This window comes from Streptomyces sp. NPDC101237 (assembly GCF_044767465.1).
GTDB lineage: Bacteria > Actinomycetota > Actinomycetes > Streptomycetales > Streptomycetaceae > Streptomyces > Streptomyces gramineus.
This window is the reverse complement of the sequence record NZ_JBIWNY010000016.1, coordinates 166,003-183,867: the sequence shown is the minus strand read 5'-3', so window position 1 is coordinate 183,867 and position 17,865 is coordinate 166,003. Positions and strand designations below refer to the sequence as shown.

15 protein-coding genes are annotated in these 17,865 nt (G+C 71.1%); 14 read left to right on the top strand and 1 reads right to left on the bottom strand.

The window, feature by feature from the left end:
* Positions 1-41 precede the first annotated feature (41 nt).
* The 9 genes from ftsW to ACIRQ9_RS24750 all read left to right on the top strand — a co-directional run bounded on the left by ftsW (position 42) and on the right by ACIRQ9_RS24750 (position 8,711).
* Positions 42-1,397: a putative lipid II flippase FtsW gene (gene ftsW, locus ACIRQ9_RS24790; RefSeq protein ID WP_404177374.1), complete on the top strand. Its 1,356-nt coding sequence runs from the start codon at positions 42-44 to the stop codon at positions 1,395-1,397.
* Between the two features lie 6 nt (positions 1,398-1,403).
* A complete protein-coding gene (gene murG / locus ACIRQ9_RS24785) occupies positions 1,404-2,492 on the top strand; it encodes an undecaprenyldiphospho-muramoylpentapeptide beta-N-acetylglucosaminyltransferase (protein ID WP_351325162.1) in 1,089 nt (362 codons plus the stop codon).
* 28 nt (positions 2,493-2,520) lie between these two features.
* Positions 2,521-3,315 (top strand): cell division protein FtsQ/DivIB, encoded by a 795-nt coding sequence (locus ACIRQ9_RS24780; protein WP_404177484.1) that lies wholly within the window; start codon positions 2,521-2,523, stop codon positions 3,313-3,315.
* A gap of 277 nt (positions 3,316-3,592) precedes the next feature.
* Positions 3,593-4,795 (top strand): cell division protein FtsZ, encoded by a 1,203-nt coding sequence (gene ftsZ / locus ACIRQ9_RS24775; protein WP_351325161.1) that lies wholly within the window; start codon positions 3,593-3,595, stop codon positions 4,793-4,795.
* Positions 4,796-4,805: 10 nt separating this feature from the next.
* The gene (gene pgeF, locus ACIRQ9_RS24770) at positions 4,806-5,534 is read left to right on the top strand and encodes a peptidoglycan editing factor PgeF (protein ID WP_404177370.1); all 729 of its coding nucleotides are present in this window, start codon (positions 4,806-4,808) and stop codon (positions 5,532-5,534) included.
* A gap of 6 nt (positions 5,535-5,540) precedes the next feature.
* Entirely contained in the window at positions 5,541-6,260 is a 720-nt protein-coding gene (locus ACIRQ9_RS24765) for a YggS family pyridoxal phosphate-dependent enzyme (protein ID WP_404177367.1), read from the top strand.
* A 126-nt stretch (positions 6,261-6,386) separates the two neighbouring features.
* Positions 6,387-7,028: a cell division protein SepF gene (locus tag ACIRQ9_RS24760; RefSeq protein ID WP_404177364.1), complete on the top strand. Its 642-nt coding sequence runs from the start codon at positions 6,387-6,389 to the stop codon at positions 7,026-7,028.
* A gap of 50 nt (positions 7,029-7,078) precedes the next feature.
* On the top strand, positions 7,079-7,363 hold the full coding sequence (locus ACIRQ9_RS24755) for a YggT family protein (protein ID WP_046729537.1): 285 nt from the start codon (positions 7,079-7,081) through the stop codon (positions 7,361-7,363).
* Between the two features lie 55 nt (positions 7,364-7,418).
* Positions 7,419-8,711 (top strand): DivIVA domain-containing protein, encoded by a 1,293-nt coding sequence (locus ACIRQ9_RS24750; protein ID WP_404177361.1) that lies wholly within the window; start codon positions 7,419-7,421, stop codon positions 8,709-8,711.
* A 544-nt stretch (positions 8,712-9,255) separates the two neighbouring features.
* Here ACIRQ9_RS24750 and ileS read toward each other — a convergent pair.
* The gene (gene ileS / locus ACIRQ9_RS24745; RefSeq protein ID WP_404177358.1) at positions 9,256-12,393 is read right to left on the bottom strand and encodes an isoleucine--tRNA ligase; all 3,138 of its coding nucleotides are present in this window, start codon (positions 12,391-12,393) and stop codon (positions 9,256-9,258) included.
* A 602-nt stretch (positions 12,394-12,995) separates the two neighbouring features.
* Here ileS and ACIRQ9_RS24740 point away from each other — a divergent pair.
* The 5 genes from ACIRQ9_RS24740 (at position 12,996) to ACIRQ9_RS24720 (ending at position 17,789) form a co-directional block, all read left to right on the top strand.
* Positions 12,996-13,982: a TraR/DksA family transcriptional regulator gene (locus ACIRQ9_RS24740; protein WP_404177355.1), complete on the top strand. Its 987-nt coding sequence runs from the start codon at positions 12,996-12,998 to the stop codon at positions 13,980-13,982.
* A gap of 67 nt (positions 13,983-14,049) precedes the next feature.
* A complete protein-coding gene (lspA, locus tag ACIRQ9_RS24735) occupies positions 14,050-14,646 on the top strand; it encodes a signal peptidase II (RefSeq protein ID WP_404177352.1) in 597 nt (198 codons plus the stop codon).
* A gap of 70 nt (positions 14,647-14,716) precedes the next feature.
* Positions 14,717-15,661 (top strand): RluA family pseudouridine synthase, encoded by a 945-nt coding sequence (locus ACIRQ9_RS24730; RefSeq protein WP_404177349.1) that lies wholly within the window; start codon positions 14,717-14,719, stop codon positions 15,659-15,661.
* A complete protein-coding gene (locus tag ACIRQ9_RS24725; protein WP_404177346.1) occupies positions 15,658-16,128 on the top strand; it encodes a GNAT family N-acetyltransferase in 471 nt (156 codons plus the stop codon). Before ACIRQ9_RS24730 ends, ACIRQ9_RS24725 begins: the two co-directional genes overlap by 4 nt.
* Positions 16,129-16,202: 74 nt before the next feature.
* Positions 16,203-17,789, top strand: coding sequence for a Na+/H+ antiporter (locus ACIRQ9_RS24720; protein WP_404177343.1), 1,587 nt, complete (start codon positions 16,203-16,205; stop codon positions 17,787-17,789).
* Positions 17,790-17,865 lie beyond the last annotated feature (76 nt).

Below are 17,865 nucleotides of genomic sequence, written 5' to 3'. Positions count from 1 at the left end.
GGAGGGACGCGTGGGACGGTCGACGTTCAGCGGAGGCGCTGATGCCCGGTAGCCGCACCGGCCAACCGCCCGTACAGCGAGCGGTCCGCAGGCCCGCCGTGTCCCGCACGTCGCGGGACAACCCGCTGCGGCGGCTGCGGACGCGCCTGAACCGGGCCTGGGACCGGCCGCTGACCGCGTACTACCTGATCCTCGGCGGCAGTCTGCTGATCATCGTGCTGGGTCTGGTGATGGTCTACTCGGCCTCCCAGATCACCGCGTTGCAGATGTCGCTGCCGGGTTCGTTCTTCTTCCGCAAACAGTTCCTCGCCGCCTGCATCGGGGGCGTGCTGCTGTTCGTGGCGTCCCGCATGCCGGTGAAACTGCACCGGGCGCTCGCCTACCCGATCCTGGCCGGCGCCATCTTCCTGATGGCCCTGGTGCAGGTCCCGGGGATAGGGATGTCGGTCAACGGCAACCAGAACTGGATCTCGCTGGGCGGCTCGTTCCAGATCCAGCCCAGCGAGTTCGGCAAGCTCGCCCTCGTGCTCTGGGGCGCCGACCTGATGGCGCGCAAACAGGAGAAGCGGCTGCTGACCCAGTGGAAGCACATGCTGGTGCCGCTGGTCCCTGTCAGCTTCCTGCTGCTCGGCCTGATCATGCTCGGCGGCGACATGGGCACGGCGATCATCCTGACCGCGATCCTGTTCGGCCTGCTGTGGCTGGCGGGAGCGCCGACCCGGCTGTTCGCCGGAGTGCTGTCGATCGCCGGCGTGCTCGGTGTGATCCTCATCAAGACCAGCCCCAACCGCATGGCGCGGCTCGCCTGCATCGGCGCCACCGAGCCGAAGACCGGCGTCGCCGACTGCTGGCAGGCGGTGCACGGCATCTACGCTCTGGCCTCCGGCGGGCTCTTCGGCTCCGGACTCGGCGCGAGTGTGGAAAAATGGGGCCAACTGCCCGAAGCCCACACCGACTTCATCTTCGCCGTCACCGGTGAGGAACTGGGCCTGTCGGGGACGCTGTCGGTACTGGCCCTCTTCGCGGCTCTAGGCTATGCGGGTATCCGCGTGGCCGGACGCACGGAGGACCCCTTCGTGAGGTACGCCGCGGGAGGCGTGACCACCTGGATCACCGCACAGGCGGTGATCAACATCGGTGCGGTGCTCGGCCTGCTGCCGATCGCCGGCGTCCCCCTTCCGCTGTTCTCCTACGGGGGCTCCGCCCTGCTGCCGACCATGTTCGCCATCGGGCTGCTGATCGCCTTCGCGCGCGACGAGCCCGCTGCGCGGGCGGCGCTTGCGCGGCGGCAACCTCGCTTTGGTAGAAAGCGGGGGGCCGGGAGCCCTGCGGGGCCTCGGAGATGGAACACGATGCGACGGCGCGCCCCGGTGGCGCGCTCGTCCGGAGAGCGGTGAATTTCGGTGCATGTCGTACTCGCTGGTGGGGGGACCGCCGGCCACATCGAGCCCGCGCTCGCCCTCGCGGACGCCCTGCGCAGGCAGGACCCCACCGTGGGGATCACGGCCCTGGGCACGGAGCGCGGCCTGGAGACCAAGCTGGTGCCCGAGCGCGGTTACGAGCTCGCCCTGATCCCGGCGGTGCCGCTGCCCCGCAAGCCCACCCCCGAACTGATCACCGTGCCGGGCCGGCTGCGCGGCACCATCAAGGCGGCCGAGCAGATCCTGGAGCGCACCAAGGCGGACTGCGTCGTCGGTTTCGGCGGCTACGTCGCCCTGCCCGGCTACCTCGCCGCCAAGCGGCTCGGCGTGCCGATCGTGATCCACGAGGCCAACGCCAGGCCCGGTCTGGCCAACAAGATCGGCTCCCGGTACGCGGCCCGGGTCGCGGTGTCCACGCCGGACAGCAAGCTGCGCGACGCCCGGTACATCGGCATCCCGCTGCGCCGCTCCATCTCCCTCCTGGACCGCGCCGCGGCCCGCCCCGAGGGCCGGCACCGCTTCGGTCTCGACCCCAACCTGCCCACGCTGCTGGTCTCCGGCGGCTCCCAGGGCGCCCGCCGCCTCAACGAGGTCGTCCAGCAGGTCGCGCCCTACCTGCAGCAGGCGGGCATCCAGATCCTGCACGCGGTCGGACCGAAGAACGAACTGCCGCAGGTGCACCAGATGCCGGGGATGCCGCCGTACGTCCCGGTAAGTTACCTGGACCGGATGGACCTCGCGTACGCCGCGGCCGACATGATGCTCTGCCGCGCGGGCGCGATGACCGTCGCCGAACTCTCCGCCGTCGGACTCCCGGCCGCCTACGTCCCGCTGCCCATCGGCAACGGCGAACAGCGGCTGAACGCCCAGCCGGTGGTCAAGGCCGGCGGCGGCCTGCTGGTCGACGACGCGGAACTCACCCCGGAGTGGGTGCAGCAGAACGTCCTGCCCGTGCTCGCCGATCCGCACCGCTTGTACGAGATGTCCCGTGCGGCAAGCGAGTTCGGCCGCCGGGACGCCGACGACCTGCTCGTCGGGATGGTGTACGAGGCGATCGCCGCCGGCCGCTAGGCCGTATGACGAAAGGCAAGTGAGCAGCGTGGCCGGACCGACCACCGCCGAGCGCGGTCAACGTCAGCAGGAGTCGTCCGGCCCGCCGCCCGCCCGGCGGTGGAAGAACCGCCGCTTTCGTACGATCGTCATTCTGGCTCTGGCGGTTGTGCTCCTGGCGGCGGGCTCCGTCTGGCTGCTCTACGGCTCCCCGTGGCTGCGCGTACGGCACGTCTCCGTCTCCGGTACGGCCGTTCTCACGCCCGAGGAGGTGCTGGAGGCCGCCGACGTGCCGGTCGGGGCGCCGCTGGTCTCCGTCGACACCGACGGCATCGAGGCCCGGCTGCGCCGGAAACTGCCCCGGATCGACGAGATCGACGCGGTCCGTTCCTGGCCCCGCGGAATCGGGCTGAAGGTGACCGAGCGAACGCCCGTCCTCCTCATCGAGAGGGACGGGAAGTTCACCGAAGTGGACAAGAAGGGCGTCCGGTTCGCGACGGTCTCACAGCCGCCGCACGGCGCTCCGTCGCTGGAACTGAGCCTGTCCCGGTCGGGTTCGGCCACCGCGAGCCTGCGGCGCTTCGGCACCGACCGGCTGGTGCGGGAGGCCGTGGCCGTCGCGGGTGACATTCCGGCCGCCGTCCGCCGGGACACCCGGACCCTCAAGGTCCGTTCCTACGACGACATCACGCTCGAACTGAGCGGCGGCCGGACCGTCGAGTGGGGCAGCGCCGAGAACGGCGCCGCCAAGGCCCGTACGCTCACCGCTCTCATCAAAGCCGCCCCCGGCGCTCGGTACTTCGACGTAAGTGTTCCCACCGCCCCTGCGTCAGCGGCGAGTTGACGCACATAAGCGCAGGCCAGCACCCTGGTTGGGCACCGCTACGGCTGATCACATAGGGTGAAAAGAAAAACGGGAGGTTCGGCGTGTTCGTTGAACGGGCGCCACTTGTCGACTTAGTGTCCTGTTCAGAAGACTCCAGGGAACAGACACACTGGTAACCCTAAACTTCAACGTTAGGGTTCGGGTCGGCGCTACGGACCGTCCCAATCGGCATCCGCCGTCCCGCGCGGGCATCGCACGGCGACGGCAACGTAATTCGAGGCGAGAGGCCTTCGACGTGGCAGCACCGCAGAACTACCTCGCAGTCATCAAGGTCATCGGTGTCGGCGGCGGTGGTGTCAATGCCATCAACCGGATGATCGAGGTCGGTCTCAAGGGCGTCGAGTTCATCGCCATCAACACCGACGCGCAGGCGCTGTTGATGAGCGACGCCGACGTCAAGCTCGACGTCGGCCGTGAACTCACCCGTGGACTCGGCGCCGGCGCCAACCCGGCCGTCGGCCGCAAGGCGGCCGAGGATCACCGTGAGGAGATCGAGGAGGTCCTCAAGGGGGCCGACATGGTCTTCGTGACGGCCGGCGAAGGCGGCGGCACCGGCACCGGCGGCGCCCCCGTCGTGGCCAACATCGCCCGCTCGCTGGGCGCCCTCACCATCGGCGTGGTCACCCGCCCCTTCACCTTCGAGGGTCGGCGCCGCGCCAACCAGGCCGAGGACGGCATCGCGGAACTCCGCGAAGAGGTCGACACCCTCATCGTCATCCCGAACGACCGGCTGCTCTCCATCTCCGACCGCCAGGTCTCGGTCCTCGACGCCTTCAAGTCGGCCGACCAGGTCCTGCTCTCCGGTGTCCAGGGCATCACCGACCTGATCACCACGCCCGGTCTGATCAACCTCGACTTCGCCGACGTCAAGTCCGTCATGTCCGAGGCCGGTTCGGCCCTCATGGGCATCGGCTCGGCCCGCGGCGACGACCGTGCGGTGGCCGCCGCGGAGATGGCGATCTCCTCGCCGCTCCTGGAGGCCTCCATCGACGGCGCCCGCGGCGTGCTGCTCTCCATCTCCGGCGGCTCCGACCTCGGCCTGTTCGAGATCAACGAGGCCGCCCAGCTGGTCAGCGAGGCCGCCCACCCCGAGGCCAACATCATCTTCGGCGCGGTCATCGACGACGCCCTCGGCGACGAGGTCCGGGTCACGGTCATCGCGGCCGGCTTCGACGGCGGCCAGCCCCCGGCCCGCCGGGACAACGTGCTGGGCTCGTCCTCGGCCTCGTCCTCGGCCCGCCGCGAGGAGCCCGCTCCGGCCCGGCAGCCCGAGTCCCGCCCGTCCTTCGGCTCGCTCGGCAGCGTGACCCCGAAGGAGGAGCCGGAGCCGGCGCCCGAGCCGGTGGCCGACATCCCGGTCGCCCCGCCGGTCCCGCCGTCCCGTTCCTACACGGACAGCGCGGCCGAGGAACTGGACGTGCCGGACTTCCTCAAGTGATCCTTCTGACGTGACAGCACAGCGCGAAACCGTGAGCGGCGCGCACTTCGCCTTCACCGACCGGTGGGGCGGGGTGAGCGCCGTTCCGTACGAGCAGCTCAATCTGGGCGGGGCGGTCGGCGACGACCCCGACGTGGTACGGACCAACCGGGAGATCGCCGCCACGTCGCTCGGCCTGGACCCGGGCCGCGTGGTCTGGATGAACCAGGTGCACGGCAGCGAGGTGGCCGAGGTCCGAGGACCGTGGCCTCCCGGTCCCTCGCCCGAGGTCGACGCACTGGTGACCACGGCCGGGGGACTCGCCCTCGCCGTGCTGACCGCCGACTGCGTGCCGGTGCTGCTGGCCGATCCGGTGGCCGGTGTGGTCGCCGCCGCCCACGCCGGACGGCCCGGCATGGTGAAGGGGATCGTGCCGGCCGCCGTCGAGGCCATGGTCTCGCTCGGCGCCGACCCGGCCAGGATCGTCGCCCGCACCGGCCCGGCCGTCTGCGGACGGTGCTACGAGGTGCCGGAGGCGATGCGCGCCGACGTGGCCGCCGTCGAGCCGGCGGCGCACGCCGAGACCAGCTGGGGCACTCCGGCGGTCGACGTGGCCGCCGGTGTGCACGCGCAGCTCGCGCGCGCCGGGGTGCTCGACCGGGCGCAGTCGCCGGTGTGCACACTGGAGTCAGATGATCATTTTTCGTACCGTCGTGACCGCACCACCGGGCGGCTCGCGGGCTATGTGTGGCTGGACTGATGGGGCATGACGGACCGTAGGACCGAACTCGCCACGAACCTGGCGAAAGTGGAGGAGCGCATCGCGACCGCCTGTGCGGCGGCCGGGCGCGACCGGGCCGAGGTGACCCTGATCGTGGTCACCAAGACCTATCCGGCGAGCGACGTGCGGATCCTGTCGGAACTCGGCGTGCGCGATGTCGCCGAGAACCGCGACCAGGACGCCGCCCCCAAGGCCGCCGCATCCGCCGACCTCCCCCTCACCTGGCATTTCGTCGGTCAATTGCAGACCAACAAGGTGCGTTCCGTGACGGGTTACGCGGACTTCGTGCAGTCCGTCGACCGCCCCCGGCTCGTGGAGGCGCTGTCCAGGGAGGCGGTGCGGACCGGCCGCGAGGTGGGATGCCTCGTGCAGGTCGCGCTCGACGCCGCCGCGAGCGGACGGGGTGAGCGCGGTGGTGTGGCATCCGGCGGGATCGCCGAGTTGGCCGACCTGATCGCGGCCGCCCCCGGGCTGCGGCTCGGCGGTCTGATGACCGTCGCCCCGCTCGCCGGGGAGTACGCGGGGCGCCAAGGGGCCGCGTTCGAGCGGTTGATGGATTTGTCGACCGACCTGCGCCGAGCCCATCCGGCTGCGAACATGGTCTCCGCAGGGATGAGTGCGGACCTGGAGGAAGCCGTGGCCGCCGGTGCGACACATGTGCGCGTCGGCACTGCGGTACTCGGCGTCCGCCCCGGGCTCGGGTAACGTCGCCAAGAAGTCGGACCACAGCAGAAAATATGGTCAATGTGGCCCGAAACGGGCACAACGGCCTCGTGGATCGCGGGACTTGGCAGTCGTCACCGATCCACCACAGAGCGGAGGACTCAGAGCATGGCCGGCGCGATGCGCAAGATGGCGGTCTACCTCGGCCTCGTGGAGGACGATGGGTACGACGGTCGCGGATTCGACCCTGACGACGACTTCGAGCCCGAACTGGACCCGGAGCCCGAACGGGACCACCGGCGGCACGAGCCGTCACACCAGTCCCATGCGCCACACCAGTCCCAAAGGGACGATTCGGTACGAGTGGTGCAACCGCCCGCACCTCGCGAACCCGTGTCGCATTCCGCCTCGCTACCCGCGGAATCGGGTCGCCCGGCGCGTATCGCCCCCGTGGCGTCCATCACACAAGAGCGCGCGAGCCTGGAGAAGAACGCACCGGTGATCATGCCCAAGGTCGTGTCGGAACGAGAGCCTTACCGGATCACCACGCTCCACCCCCGGACCTACAACGAGGCCCGTACCATCGGGGAACACTTCCGTGAGGGCACCCCGGTGATCATGAATCTGACTGAGATGGATGACACAGACGCGAAGCGACTTGTCGACTTTGCGGCCGGTTTGGTGTTTGGTCTTCACGGCAGCATCGAGCGGGTGACGCAGAAGGTGTTCCTGTTGTCGCCTGCTAACGTCGATGTCACGGCGGAGGACAAGGCCCGCATCGCAGAGGGCGGGTTCTTCAACCAGAGCTGAGACACGGCACCGGTACGAAGCACGGAACAGGGGAGAGGGAAGCACGGATCATGAGCGTGTTCCTTGATGTGATCTACATCGCGCTGATGTGCTTCCTCATCGTGCTCATCTTCCGGTTGGTCATGGACTACGTGTTCCAGTTCGCCCGCTCATGGCAACCCGGCAAGGCGATGGTGGTCGTACTTGAGGCCACCTACACTGTCACCGATCCACCGCTCAAGCTTCTGCGGCGGTTCATTCCGCCGCTGCGTCTCGGGGGCGTGGCGCTCGACCTGTCCTTCTTCGTACTGATGATCATCGTCTACATCCTGATCGCGATCGTTGGTCGGCTGTGATGAGCGATGTGACCTACCGTCTTGCCGATGCCGACGACTACGTTGAGGTGAAGAGATGCCGTTGACCCCCGAGGACGTGCGGAACAAGCAGTTCACGACCGTCCGCCTCCGAGAAGGCTATGACGAGGACGAGGTCGATGCCTTCCTCGATGAGGTCGAAGCCGAACTGACGCGCCTCCTGCGCGAGAACGAGGACCTGCGCGCCAAGCTGGCCGCCGCCACGCGCGCGGCCGCGCAGAACCAGCAGAACATGCGCAAGCCTCCGGAGCCGCAGGACCAGCAGGGCGGCATGCCCCAGGGCGGCATGCCGCAGCAGGGCATGCCCCAGCAGGGCGGTATGCCGCAGCAGGGCATGCGAGGTCCCGGCGCTCCGGTGCCCGCCGGCATATCGGGCCCGCCGCAGCAGCAGATGGGTGGCCCCATGGGCGGTCCCCCGCAGCTGCCGAGCGGTGCCCCGCAGCTGCCGGCCGGCCCCAGCGGCCAGGGCGGTCCGCAGGGTCCCGGCCCGATGGGCCAGGGTCCGATGGGCCAGGGCCCCATGGGCCAGGGCGGTCCGATGGGCCAGGGCCCGATGGGTCAGGGTCCGATGGGCCAGGGCCCCATGGGTCAGGGCGGTCCGATGGGCCAGGGTCCGATGGGCCAGGGCATGGGCCAGGGCCCGATGGGCGGCCAGCCCCCGATGCAGCAGCAGATGGGTGGCCCGATGGGCGGCCCCATGGGCGGTCCGATGGGCGGCCCCGGTCAGGGCCCCGGTGGCGACAGCGCCGCCCGAGTCCTCTCGCTGGCCCAGCAGACCGCCGACCAGGCGATCGCCGAGGCCCGCTCCGAGGCCAACAAGATCGTCGGCGAGGCCCGCAGCCGCGCCGAGGGTCTGGAGCGTGACGCCCGTGCCAAGGCGGACGCCCTGGAGCGGGACGCGCAGGAGAAGCACCGCGTCGCCATGGGCTCCCTGGAGTCCGCGCGCGCCACGCTGGAGCGCAAGGTCGAGGACCTGCGCGGCTTCGAGCGCGAGTACCGCACGCGTCTGAAGTCGTACCTGGAGTCGCAGCTGCGTCAGCTGGAGACCCAGGCCGACGACTCCCTGGCGCCGCCGCGTACGCCCGCCGCGGCCTCGCTCCCGCCGTCCCCGGCGCCTTCCATGGCCCCGGCCGGCGCGAGTGCCCCGTCCTACGGCGGCAACCAGCCCATGGGCGGTCCGTCCCCGGCTCCGCCGTCCTACGGCGGCCAGCAGCAGATGACGCCGGCGATGACCCAGCCGATGGCACCGGTACGCCCGCAGGGCCCCTCTCCGATGGGCCAGGCGCCGTCCCCGATGCGCGGCTTCCTCATCGACGAGGACGACAACTGACGGCGGGCGCGTAGCGCGCCACCCACGTCGGCAGGCATGACAGGGCGGGCCCCGGATTCCACTCCGGGGCCCGCCCTGTTTATGCGCGTTGCACACCCCCCGCACCCCTGAACCAGAGGCCCGCTTCCCGGGGGCGCGGGGAACCGCGCACGGTGCTGGTCCGGCCGCAGGGATGGAGCGGAGGGCCGTCTCCCGGGGGCGCGGGGAACCGCGCACGGTGCTGGTCCGGCCGCAGGGTTGAAGCGGAGGCCCGCTTCCCGGGGGCGCGGGGAACCGCGCACGGTACTGGTCCGGCCGCAGGGATGGAGCGGAGGGCCGTCTCCCGGGGGCGCGGGGAACCGCGCACGGTGCTGGTCCGGCCGCAGGGATGGAGCGGAGGCCCGCTTCCCGGGGGCGCGGGGAACCGCGCACGGTACTGGTCCGAGCCGAGCCATGAAGAAGAGGCCCCCACGGACCGCCGGCCGACCCGCACGCACGGAGAAGGGCCCGGCCCCCCGTCACGGGGAACCGGGCCCTTCCCAGGTCAGGCGCCAGGCGCCACCGCCTACGCCTTACGCAGGCGGAACGTCAGCGACAACCCCTCGTCGACGAACGCGTCCCCGTACCCGTCGACACCCTCACCCTGCGCGAAGTCCGTCGCCAACACCTCATCCGCGATCAGCTCCGCATGCTCCGCGAGCGCCGCGATCACCGCCGGATCGGTCGACACCCACCGCAGCGCGATCCGGTCGGCCACGTCCAGCCCGCTGTTCTTGCGCGCCTCCTGGATCAGCCGGATCGCGTCCCGGGCGAGCCCCGCCCGGCGCAGCTCCTCGGTGATCTCCAGGTCGAGCGCGACGGTCGCACCGGAGTCCGACGCCACCGACCAGCCCTCACGGGGCGTCTCCGTGATGATGACCTCGTCCGGCGCCAGCGTCACGGTCTCGCCGTCGACCTCCACCGACGCCGTGCCCTCGCGCAGCGCCAGCGACAGCGCGGCCGCGTCCGCCGCGGCGACCGCCTTGGCCACGTCCTGCACCCGCTTGCCGAACCGCTTGCCCAGCGCCCGGAAGTTGGCCTTGGCCGTGGTGTCGACCAGGGAGCCGCCCACCTCGGACAGCGATGCCAGCGAGGAGACGTTCAGCTCGTCGGTGATCTGCGCGTGCAGCTCCGGGTCGAGCGCGTCGAAGCCCACGGCGGCGACCAGCGCCCTGGACAGCGGCTGACGGGTCTTGACACCCGACTCCGCGCGCGTGGCCCGTCCCAGCTCCACGAGGCGCCGTACCAGGACCATCTGCCGGGACAGCTCCGGGTCGATCGCGGACAGGTCCGCCTCCGGCCAGGAGGTCAGGTGCACCGACTCGGGCGCGCCCGGCGTGACCGGCACCACCAGGTCCTGCCAGACCCGCTCGGTGATGAACGGGGTCAGCGGCGCCATCAGCCGGGTGACGGTCTCCACCACCTCGTGCAGCGTGCGCAGCGCGGCCTTGTCGCCCTGCCAGAACCGGCGGCGCGAGCGGCGCACGTACCAGTTGGACAGGTCGTCGACGAACGCGGACAGCAGCTTGCCGGCGCGCTGGGTGTCGTAGGCCTCCAGGGCCTGGGTGACCTGGTCGGTGAGCGCGTGCAGCTCGGAGAGCAGCCAGCGGTCCAGCAGCGGGCGGTCGGCCGGAGCCGGGTCCGCCGCGCTCGGCGCCCAGTTCGACGTACGGGCGTACAGCGCCTGGAAGGCGACCGTGTTCCAGTACGTCAGCAGGGTCTTGCGCACGACCTCCTGGATGGTGCCGTGACCGACCCGGCGGGCCGCCCACGGGGAGCCGCCGGCCGCCATGAACCAGCGCACCGCGTCCGCGCCGTGCTGGTCCATGAGCGGGATCGGCTGCAGGATGTTGCCCAGGTGCTTGGACATCTTGCGGCCGTCCTCGGCGAGGATGTGGCCGAGGCACACCACGTTCTCGTACGACGACTTGTCGAAGACCAGCGTGCCGACCGCCATGAGGGTGTAGAACCACCCGCGGGTCTGGTCGATGGCCTCGGAGATGAACTGCGCCGGGTAGCGGCTCTCGAACAGCTCCTTGTTCTTGTACGGGTAGCCCCACTGCGCGAACGGCATCGAGCCCGAGTCGTACCAGGCGTCGATGACCTCCGGCACGCGCGTGGCCGTCCCGGCGCACTGCGGGCACGCGAAGGTGACGTCGTCGATGAACGGGCGGTGCGGGTCCAGCGCCGACTGGTCGGTGCCGGTCAGCTCGGTCAGCTCGGCGCGGGAGCCGACGACCGTGAGGTGGTCGTCCTCGCAGCGCCAGATCGGCAGCGGGGTGCCCCAGTAGCGGTTGCGGGACAGCGCCCAGTCGATGTTGTTGTTCAGCCAGTCCCCGTAGCGGCCGTGCTTGACGGTCTCCGGGAACCAGTTCGTCTTCTCGTTCTCCTGGAGGAGCCGGTCCTTGATCTCCGTGGTGCGGATGTACCAGGACGGCTGCGCGTAGTAGAGCAGCGCGGTGTGGCAGCGCCAGCAGTGTGGGTAGCTGTGCTCGTACGGCAGGTGCTTGAAGAGGAGGCCGCGCTGCGCCAGGTCCTCGGTGAGACGTTCGTCGGCCTTCTTGAAGAAGACGCCGCCGACCAGCGGGACGTCCTCCTCGAAGGTGCCGTCGGGGCGGACCGGGTTCACCACCGGCAGGCCGTAGGCGCGGCAGACCTTGAGGTCCTCCTCGCCGAAGGCGGGGGACTGGTGGACCAGACCCGTACCGTCCTCGGTCGTGACGTATTCCGCGTTGACGACGTAGTGCGCCGGCTCCGGGAACTCCACGAGCTCGAACGGACGTTGATAGGTCCAGCGCTCCATCTCGGCGCCGGTGAAGGTCTCGCCCGTGGTCTCCCAGCCCTCACCGAGCGCCTTGGCGACCAGCGGCTCGGCGACGACCAGCCGCTCCTGGCCGTCGGTGGCCACCACGTAGGTGACCTCCGGGTGCGCGGCGACGGCCGTGTTGGACACCAGGGTCCACGGGGTGGTCGTCCACACCAGGAGCGAGGCCTGGCCGGCGAGCGGACCGGAGGTGAGCGGGAAACGGACGTACACGGAGGGGTCGACGACCGTCTCGTAGCCCTGCGCCAGCTCGTGGTCGGACAGGCCGGTGCCGCAGCGCGGGCACCAGGGGGCGACGCGGTGGTCCTGGACCAGCAGGCCCTTGTTGAAGATCTCCTTGAGCGACCACCAGACCGACTCGATGTACTCGGGGTCCATGGTCACGTACGCGTCGTCGAGGTCGACCCAGTAGCCCATGCGGGTCGTGAGCTCGGAGAACGCGTCGGTGTGGCGCAGCACCGACTCGCGGCACCTGGCGTTGAACTCGGCGACGCCGTACGCCTCGATGTCGGGCTTGCCGCTGAAGCCCAGCTCCTTCTCGACCGCCAGCTCCACGGGCAGGCCGTGACAGTCCCAGCCGGCCTTGCGGGCCACGTGATAGCCGCGCATGGTGCGGAAGCGGGGGAAGACGTCCTTGAAGACGCGCGCCTCGATGTGGTGGGCGCCGGGCATGCCGTTGGCGGTGGGCGGGCCCTCGTAGAACACCCACTCGGGGCGGCCCTCGGACTGCTCCAGGGTCTTGGCGAAGATCTTCTGCTCGCGCCAGAAGTCGAGCACGGCGTGCTCGAGGGCGGGCAGGTCGACCTGTGCGGGCACCTGGCGGTACGTCGGCGCTGTCATCTGCGAGCTTCCTCCAACGGACTTGCTGCCTTCCGTCGGAGGGACGAGAGCCTTTTCTTGCGGACGCCGTGTGCGGCGCGCTCCCGCGGTACCACCCTCCTTGGCCCTCCGGACGCCGTACGCGCCGGTGAGCCCCCTCATTGGGGTCGCGAAACCGGTTCTACTCGCCCCGGCCCCACGGCTGCGGCTTTCTTCCGGCGGCTCCGGGGTGATCTTCACGTCGCGCCGGCCCCCGGGCTCCCACCGTCCCCGGGTCGCTCTGGGCTGCGTACGCCGCTACTCGTCCCCATCCACGCTTCTCGCTCCGCCCAGTGTACGGCGCCGCACGGACAGCGGCCGACCCGTTTTCCGGGCGCCGCCCGCGCCGGGCCGTCCGTCTGTCGGGATGACCCGAATGGCGAGGTACGCGTGTTCGCATCCTGGGATGTCCGGCTCGGCGGATTACCGCGCGGGGAGCTGGGCACAACGGATGCATACCGGCTGCGTGGGGGGTGCGGAGCAGGCGGACCGGGCGGCGTGCCCCGTTGCCGCGGGACCCAGGTCGATTTATCGTCCCAGCACGATTTGCGTGCGAAATCACCATATGTGAAGGGGGCGCGGCCATGGTGGCGAAGAAGACCGCCGTACAGCAGTCGGCGTCCGGCCGGTCCAGGCCCGCGGCCACCTCCGGCGGTGAGGCCCAGGAGAACGGCGGACAGCGGGGCACGCGCGCGGGAGAGACCACCATGGTGGACAGAACTGCAGGTGAGAAGGTTTCCGCCGGGAAAGGTGAGAAAGTTTCCGCCGGGAAATCGTCCGCACCGGTGACACCGGTGCGGAAGGCCGACGGCAAGAAGGCGGCCGACGGCAAGAAGGCGGCCGACGGCGGGAAGCCGGCCGACGGCAAGAAGCTCGACGGCAAGAAGCTCGACGGGAAGAGAGCCACCGCGTCGAGGGCGGCGGGGAAGAAGAAGACGGCCGCGGCTGCCGAGGGCCCCGCGGGGAAGTCGGAGAAGAGCGCGTCCGGGGCCGCGGCGACGAAGACCGCGGCGGCCCAGGGCACGGCCAGGAAGAGCACGGCCAAGAAGGCGGGCGCGGCGCGGGCCGCCAAGCAGACGGGAGCCACGACGGTGGTTGCGAAGAAGACCCCTGGCACGGCCGCCGAGGCGGCGGACACCGCCGTCCCCAAGGCGCGGGCGGCCGCGGTGGCTCCCGGCGAACTCGCGGTGCGCCCCGGCGAGGACCCGTGGACACCGGAGGAGGTCGAGGCTGCGCGCACCGAGCTGATGACCGAGGCCCTGCGGCTGCGCGCCGAGCTGGACGCCTCCGACAGCGCCCTGGCCGGTCTGATGCGGGACTCCGGGGACGGCGCCGGCGACGACGAGGCCGACACCGGCACCAAGAACATCACCCGCGAGCACGAGCTGGCGCTCGCCGCCAACGCGCGCGAGATGCTGGAGCAGACCGAGCGGGCCCTGGAGAAGCTCGACGCGGGCACCTACGGGCTCTGCGAGAACTGCGGAAACCCCATCGGCAAGGCCAGGATGCAGGCCTTCCCGCGGGCCACCCTGTGCGTCGAGTGCAAGCAGAAGCAGGAACGCCGCTCCTGAGCACCGGGGCCGCGTGGGCCGTGCCGTACTCTCGTCCCGAGGCAGGCACCTAGGTTGAGGGACTCACGTGGCAGAGGCGGAGCGCATCATCGGTACGCCGGACACTCCGGGCGACGGCGGTGAGGAAGCGGCGCAGGCGGCACCCGGCGCGTCCGGCGCGGAGCAGCGGCGGGCCGGACGCGGGCGCCGGATCGCGGTGCTGTTCGCGGTGGCCGCCTTCGCGTACGCCCTCGACCTGGTCAGCAAGATGATCGTGGTCGCCAAGCTGGAGCACCACGCCCCGATCGAGGTCGTCGGCGACTGGCTGGAGTTCCACGCGATCCGCAACCCGGGCGCGGCCTTCGGGTTCGGCGGCGCCTTCACGATCATCTTCACGGTGATCGCGGCAGCCGTGATCGTCGTGATCTTCCGGCTGGCCCGCAAGCTCTACAGCTTTCCCTGGGCGGTCGCCCTCGGCCTGCTCCTCGGTGGCGCGCTCGGCAACCTGACCGACCGGATCTTCCGCGCCCCCGGCATCTTCGAGGGCCAGGTCGTCGACTTCATCGCGCCCAAGGGGTTCGCGGTCTTCAACCTGGCCGACTCCGCGATCGTCTGCGGCGGCATCCTGATCGTCCTGCTCTCCTTCCGCGGCCTGGACCCCGACGGCACCGTCCACAAGGACTGACCGGGCCGCGGGGCGCGGGCCCGGCGGGCGCGCGTACGGCGGCGCCCGCGCGGTCCGGCATACTCGACGGGTGAGCACGATTCCCGAGATCCGAACCCTGCCCGTGCCCGACGGCCTGGAGGGCGAGCGCGTCGACGCCGCCATCTCCCGCATGTTCGGCTTCTCCCGCACCAAGGCGGCCGAGCTGGCCGCGGCGGGCAAGGTCCAGGTCGACGGCGCGGTGGTCGGCAAGTCCGAGCGGGTGAGCGGGGGGTCCTGGCTGGAGGTCGAGATGCCGGGGGCGCCCGCGCCCGTGCGGATCGTGGCCGAGCCCGTCGAGGGCATGGAGATCGTGCACGACGACGATGACGTGGTCGTCGTCGTCAAGCCGGTCGGTGTGGCCGCCCACCCGAGCCCCGGCTGGACCGGCACGACCGTCATCGGCGGTCTGGCGGCCGCCGGCTACCGGGTCTCCACCTCCGGCGCCGCCGAACGCCAGGGCATCGTGCACCGCCTCGACGTCGGCACCTCCGGCCTGATGGTGGTGGCCAAGTCCGAGCGCGCGTACACCTCGCTCAAGCGCCAGTTCAAGGAGCGCACGGTCGACAAGCGCTACCACACGCTCGTGCAGGGTCACCCGGACCCGACCAGCGGCACCATCGACGCCCCCATCGGCCGCCACCCCCAGCACGACTACAAGTGGGCCGTCACGGCCGACGGCAAGCCGTCCGTGACCCACTACGACCTCATCGAGGCGTTCCGCGCGGCCTCCCTGCTGGACGTGAAGCTGGAGACCGGCCGCACCCACCAGATCCGGGTCCACATGGCCGCCCACCGCCACCCCTGCGTCGGCGACCTCACCTACGGCGCCGACCCGACCCTGGCCAAGCGGCTGCACCTGACCCGGCAGTGGCTGCACGCGGTCCGCCTCGGTTTCGAGCACCCCGGCAGCGGCGACTGGGTCGAGTTCGAGAGCGAGTACCCCGAGGACCTGAGCCGGGCGCTGGACCAGGTCCGTGAGGAGACGTACGGGTGAGCACGCGCGCGTACGAGGTCCGGGTCGCGGAGGACCCCGCCGACCTGGAGGCGTGCTTCGCCGTCCGCAAGCAGGTCTTCGTCGTCGAACAGGGCGTCCCCGAGGACATCGAGTACGACGCCTACGACCCGGTCGCCCTGCACGTGCTGGCCGTCCGCGAGGACGGCGTGCCGCTCGGCACCGGCCGCCTGCTGTACGGCGAGAAGGCCGCGGAGAAGACCGGCGGCGACCCGTCCCTCGGCTCGCTCGGCCGGCTCGCGGTCTCCGAGGAGGCCCGCGGCCTCGGCATCGGAGTGGCCCTGGTCCGGGCCATCGAGGACGCGGCACGCGCGCGTGGCCTGAGCACGGTCGACCTGCACGCGCAGACGCACGCGCTGGGCTTCTACGAGCGCCTGGGCTACGAGCCCTACGGTCCGGAGTACGAGGAGGCGCGCATCCCGCACCGGGGGATGCGGCGCGCCCTGTAGCGCGGCCCCGGCCGGTGGACGGCATGGCAGGCTTGAGTCCCGCCGTGTGATCATCGACTCCCGGAGTGCTGGCCGTGGATCAGTTGGCCCTGTTGTTCGTGCTGCTGCTCGGGGCCCTGGTGAGCGTCCCGTTGGGCGACCGGCTGGGGCTGCCGGCTCCGATCCTGGTGACCCTGTTCGGGATCGTCCTGGCGATCACCGACTTCGTGCCGGACGTGAACATCCCGCCCGAGCTGATCCTGCCCGCCCTGCTGCCGCCGCTGCTCTACGCGGCCGTGCGGCGGACCTCCTGGCGGCAGTTCGCGGCCAACGTCCGGCCGATCTTCCTGCTGGCGGTGGCCCTGGTGTTCGTCACCACGCTGTGCGTGGCGGTCGTCGCCAACGCGATCGTGCCCGGGCTGCCGATCGCCGCCGCCGTGGCGCTGGGCGCGCTGGTCGCGCCGCCCGACCCGGTCGCCGCGACCGCCGTCGCCGGGCAGCTCGGGCTGCCGCGCCGGCTGGTGTCGATCCTGGAGGGCGAGGGCCTCTTCAACGACGTCACGGCCATCGTGCTCTACCACGTGGCGATCGCCGCCGTGGTCAGCGGCACCTTCTCGCCCTGGCGGGCCGGACTGGACTTCCTGCTCTCCGCCGTGGTCGCGGTCGCCGTCGGGCTGGTGCTCGGCTGGGGTGCGAACAAGCTGATGGACGTGCTCGGCGACGCGACCCTGCAGATCGGCCTGACCCTGCTCGTGCCGTACGCCTCCTACGTCCTCGCCGAGGAACTGCACGGCTCCGGGGTCCTCGCGGTGCTGACCACCGCGCTGTTCATCTCCGAGTACGCCACCGACGCCGACGACGTGATGACCCGGCTCGCCGGCTACACCTTCTGGGACATCGTCGACACGCTCGTCACCGGAGTCGCGTTCGGGCTGATCGGCCTGGAGCTGCACAACGCGATCCGTACGGCCTCCGGCCGCTGGGGCGAGCTGCTCGGCTGGGCGGCCGCGATCGTGGGTGTCGTGGTCGTGGTCCGGCTGGCCTGGCTGCTCCCCGCCACCTGGCTGACCAAGCGGCTGCACGCCCGCCGGGACTACGACGAGGAGATCCCGACCAGCTGGCGGGAGACCGTCGTGATGTGGTGGTCCGGGATGCGCGGAGTGGCGTCGGTGGCGCTGGCCCTGGCCGTTCCGCTGCGGACCGACGACGGGTCGCCGTTCCCGGACCGCGACGAGATCGTCTTCATCGCGTTCGGCGTGATCATGGCGACGCTGGTGCTCCAGGGACTGACCCTGCCGTGGCTGGTGAAGCGGCTGGGGGTGCGGGCCGACACCGAGCAGGAGAAGGAGTTCGAGAAGGAGCTGGCGGTACGGGCGGCCAAGGCGGCACGGCGCCGGCTCAAGGAGATCGAGCAGGTCGAGGACCTGCCGGAGGACCTGACGGAGCAGATGCTGCGGCGGGCCTTCGAGATCGGGTTCCGGATCAGCCCCGAGGTGGCCGAGGACGAGCGGCGCGAGGGCCACGACAAGCGGGCGAAGCGGCTGAAGCGGCTGCGGCGGATCCAGCAGGAGATGCTGAGCGCGGCACGCCACGAGGTGCTGGCGGCGCGCAGCGAGCCCGGTGCCGATCCGGAGATCGTGGACCGGGTGCTGCGCCACCTGGACGTGCGGAGCCTGCGCTGACCGCTCGCACGCCCGGCGCGGTCATACGAGATGACGGCAGTTGTGGATATCCGAAGGCGGGGGCGGCGGGGCGCTC

Coding starts and splice junctions, on each gene's coding strand:
- ftsW (WP_404177374.1), top strand. CDS start 42: ATGCCCGGTAGCCGCACCGGCCAACCGCCCGTACAGCGAGCGGTCCGC.
- ACIRQ9_RS24750 (WP_404177361.1), top strand. CDS start 7,419: ATGCCGTTGACCCCCGAGGACGTGCGGAACAAGCAGTTCACGACCGTC.
- ileS (WP_404177358.1), bottom strand. CDS start 12,393: ATGACAGCGCCGACGTACCGCCAGGTGCCCGCACAGGTCGACCTGCCC.
- ACIRQ9_RS24760 (WP_404177364.1), top strand. CDS start 6,387: ATGGCCGGCGCGATGCGCAAGATGGCGGTCTACCTCGGCCTCGTGGAG.
- ACIRQ9_RS24740 (WP_404177355.1), top strand. CDS start 12,996: ATGGTGGCGAAGAAGACCGCCGTACAGCAGTCGGCGTCCGGCCGGTCC.
- ACIRQ9_RS24765 (WP_404177367.1), top strand. CDS start 5,541: ATGACGGACCGTAGGACCGAACTCGCCACGAACCTGGCGAAAGTGGAG.
- ACIRQ9_RS24755 (WP_046729537.1), top strand. CDS start 7,079: ATGAGCGTGTTCCTTGATGTGATCTACATCGCGCTGATGTGCTTCCTC.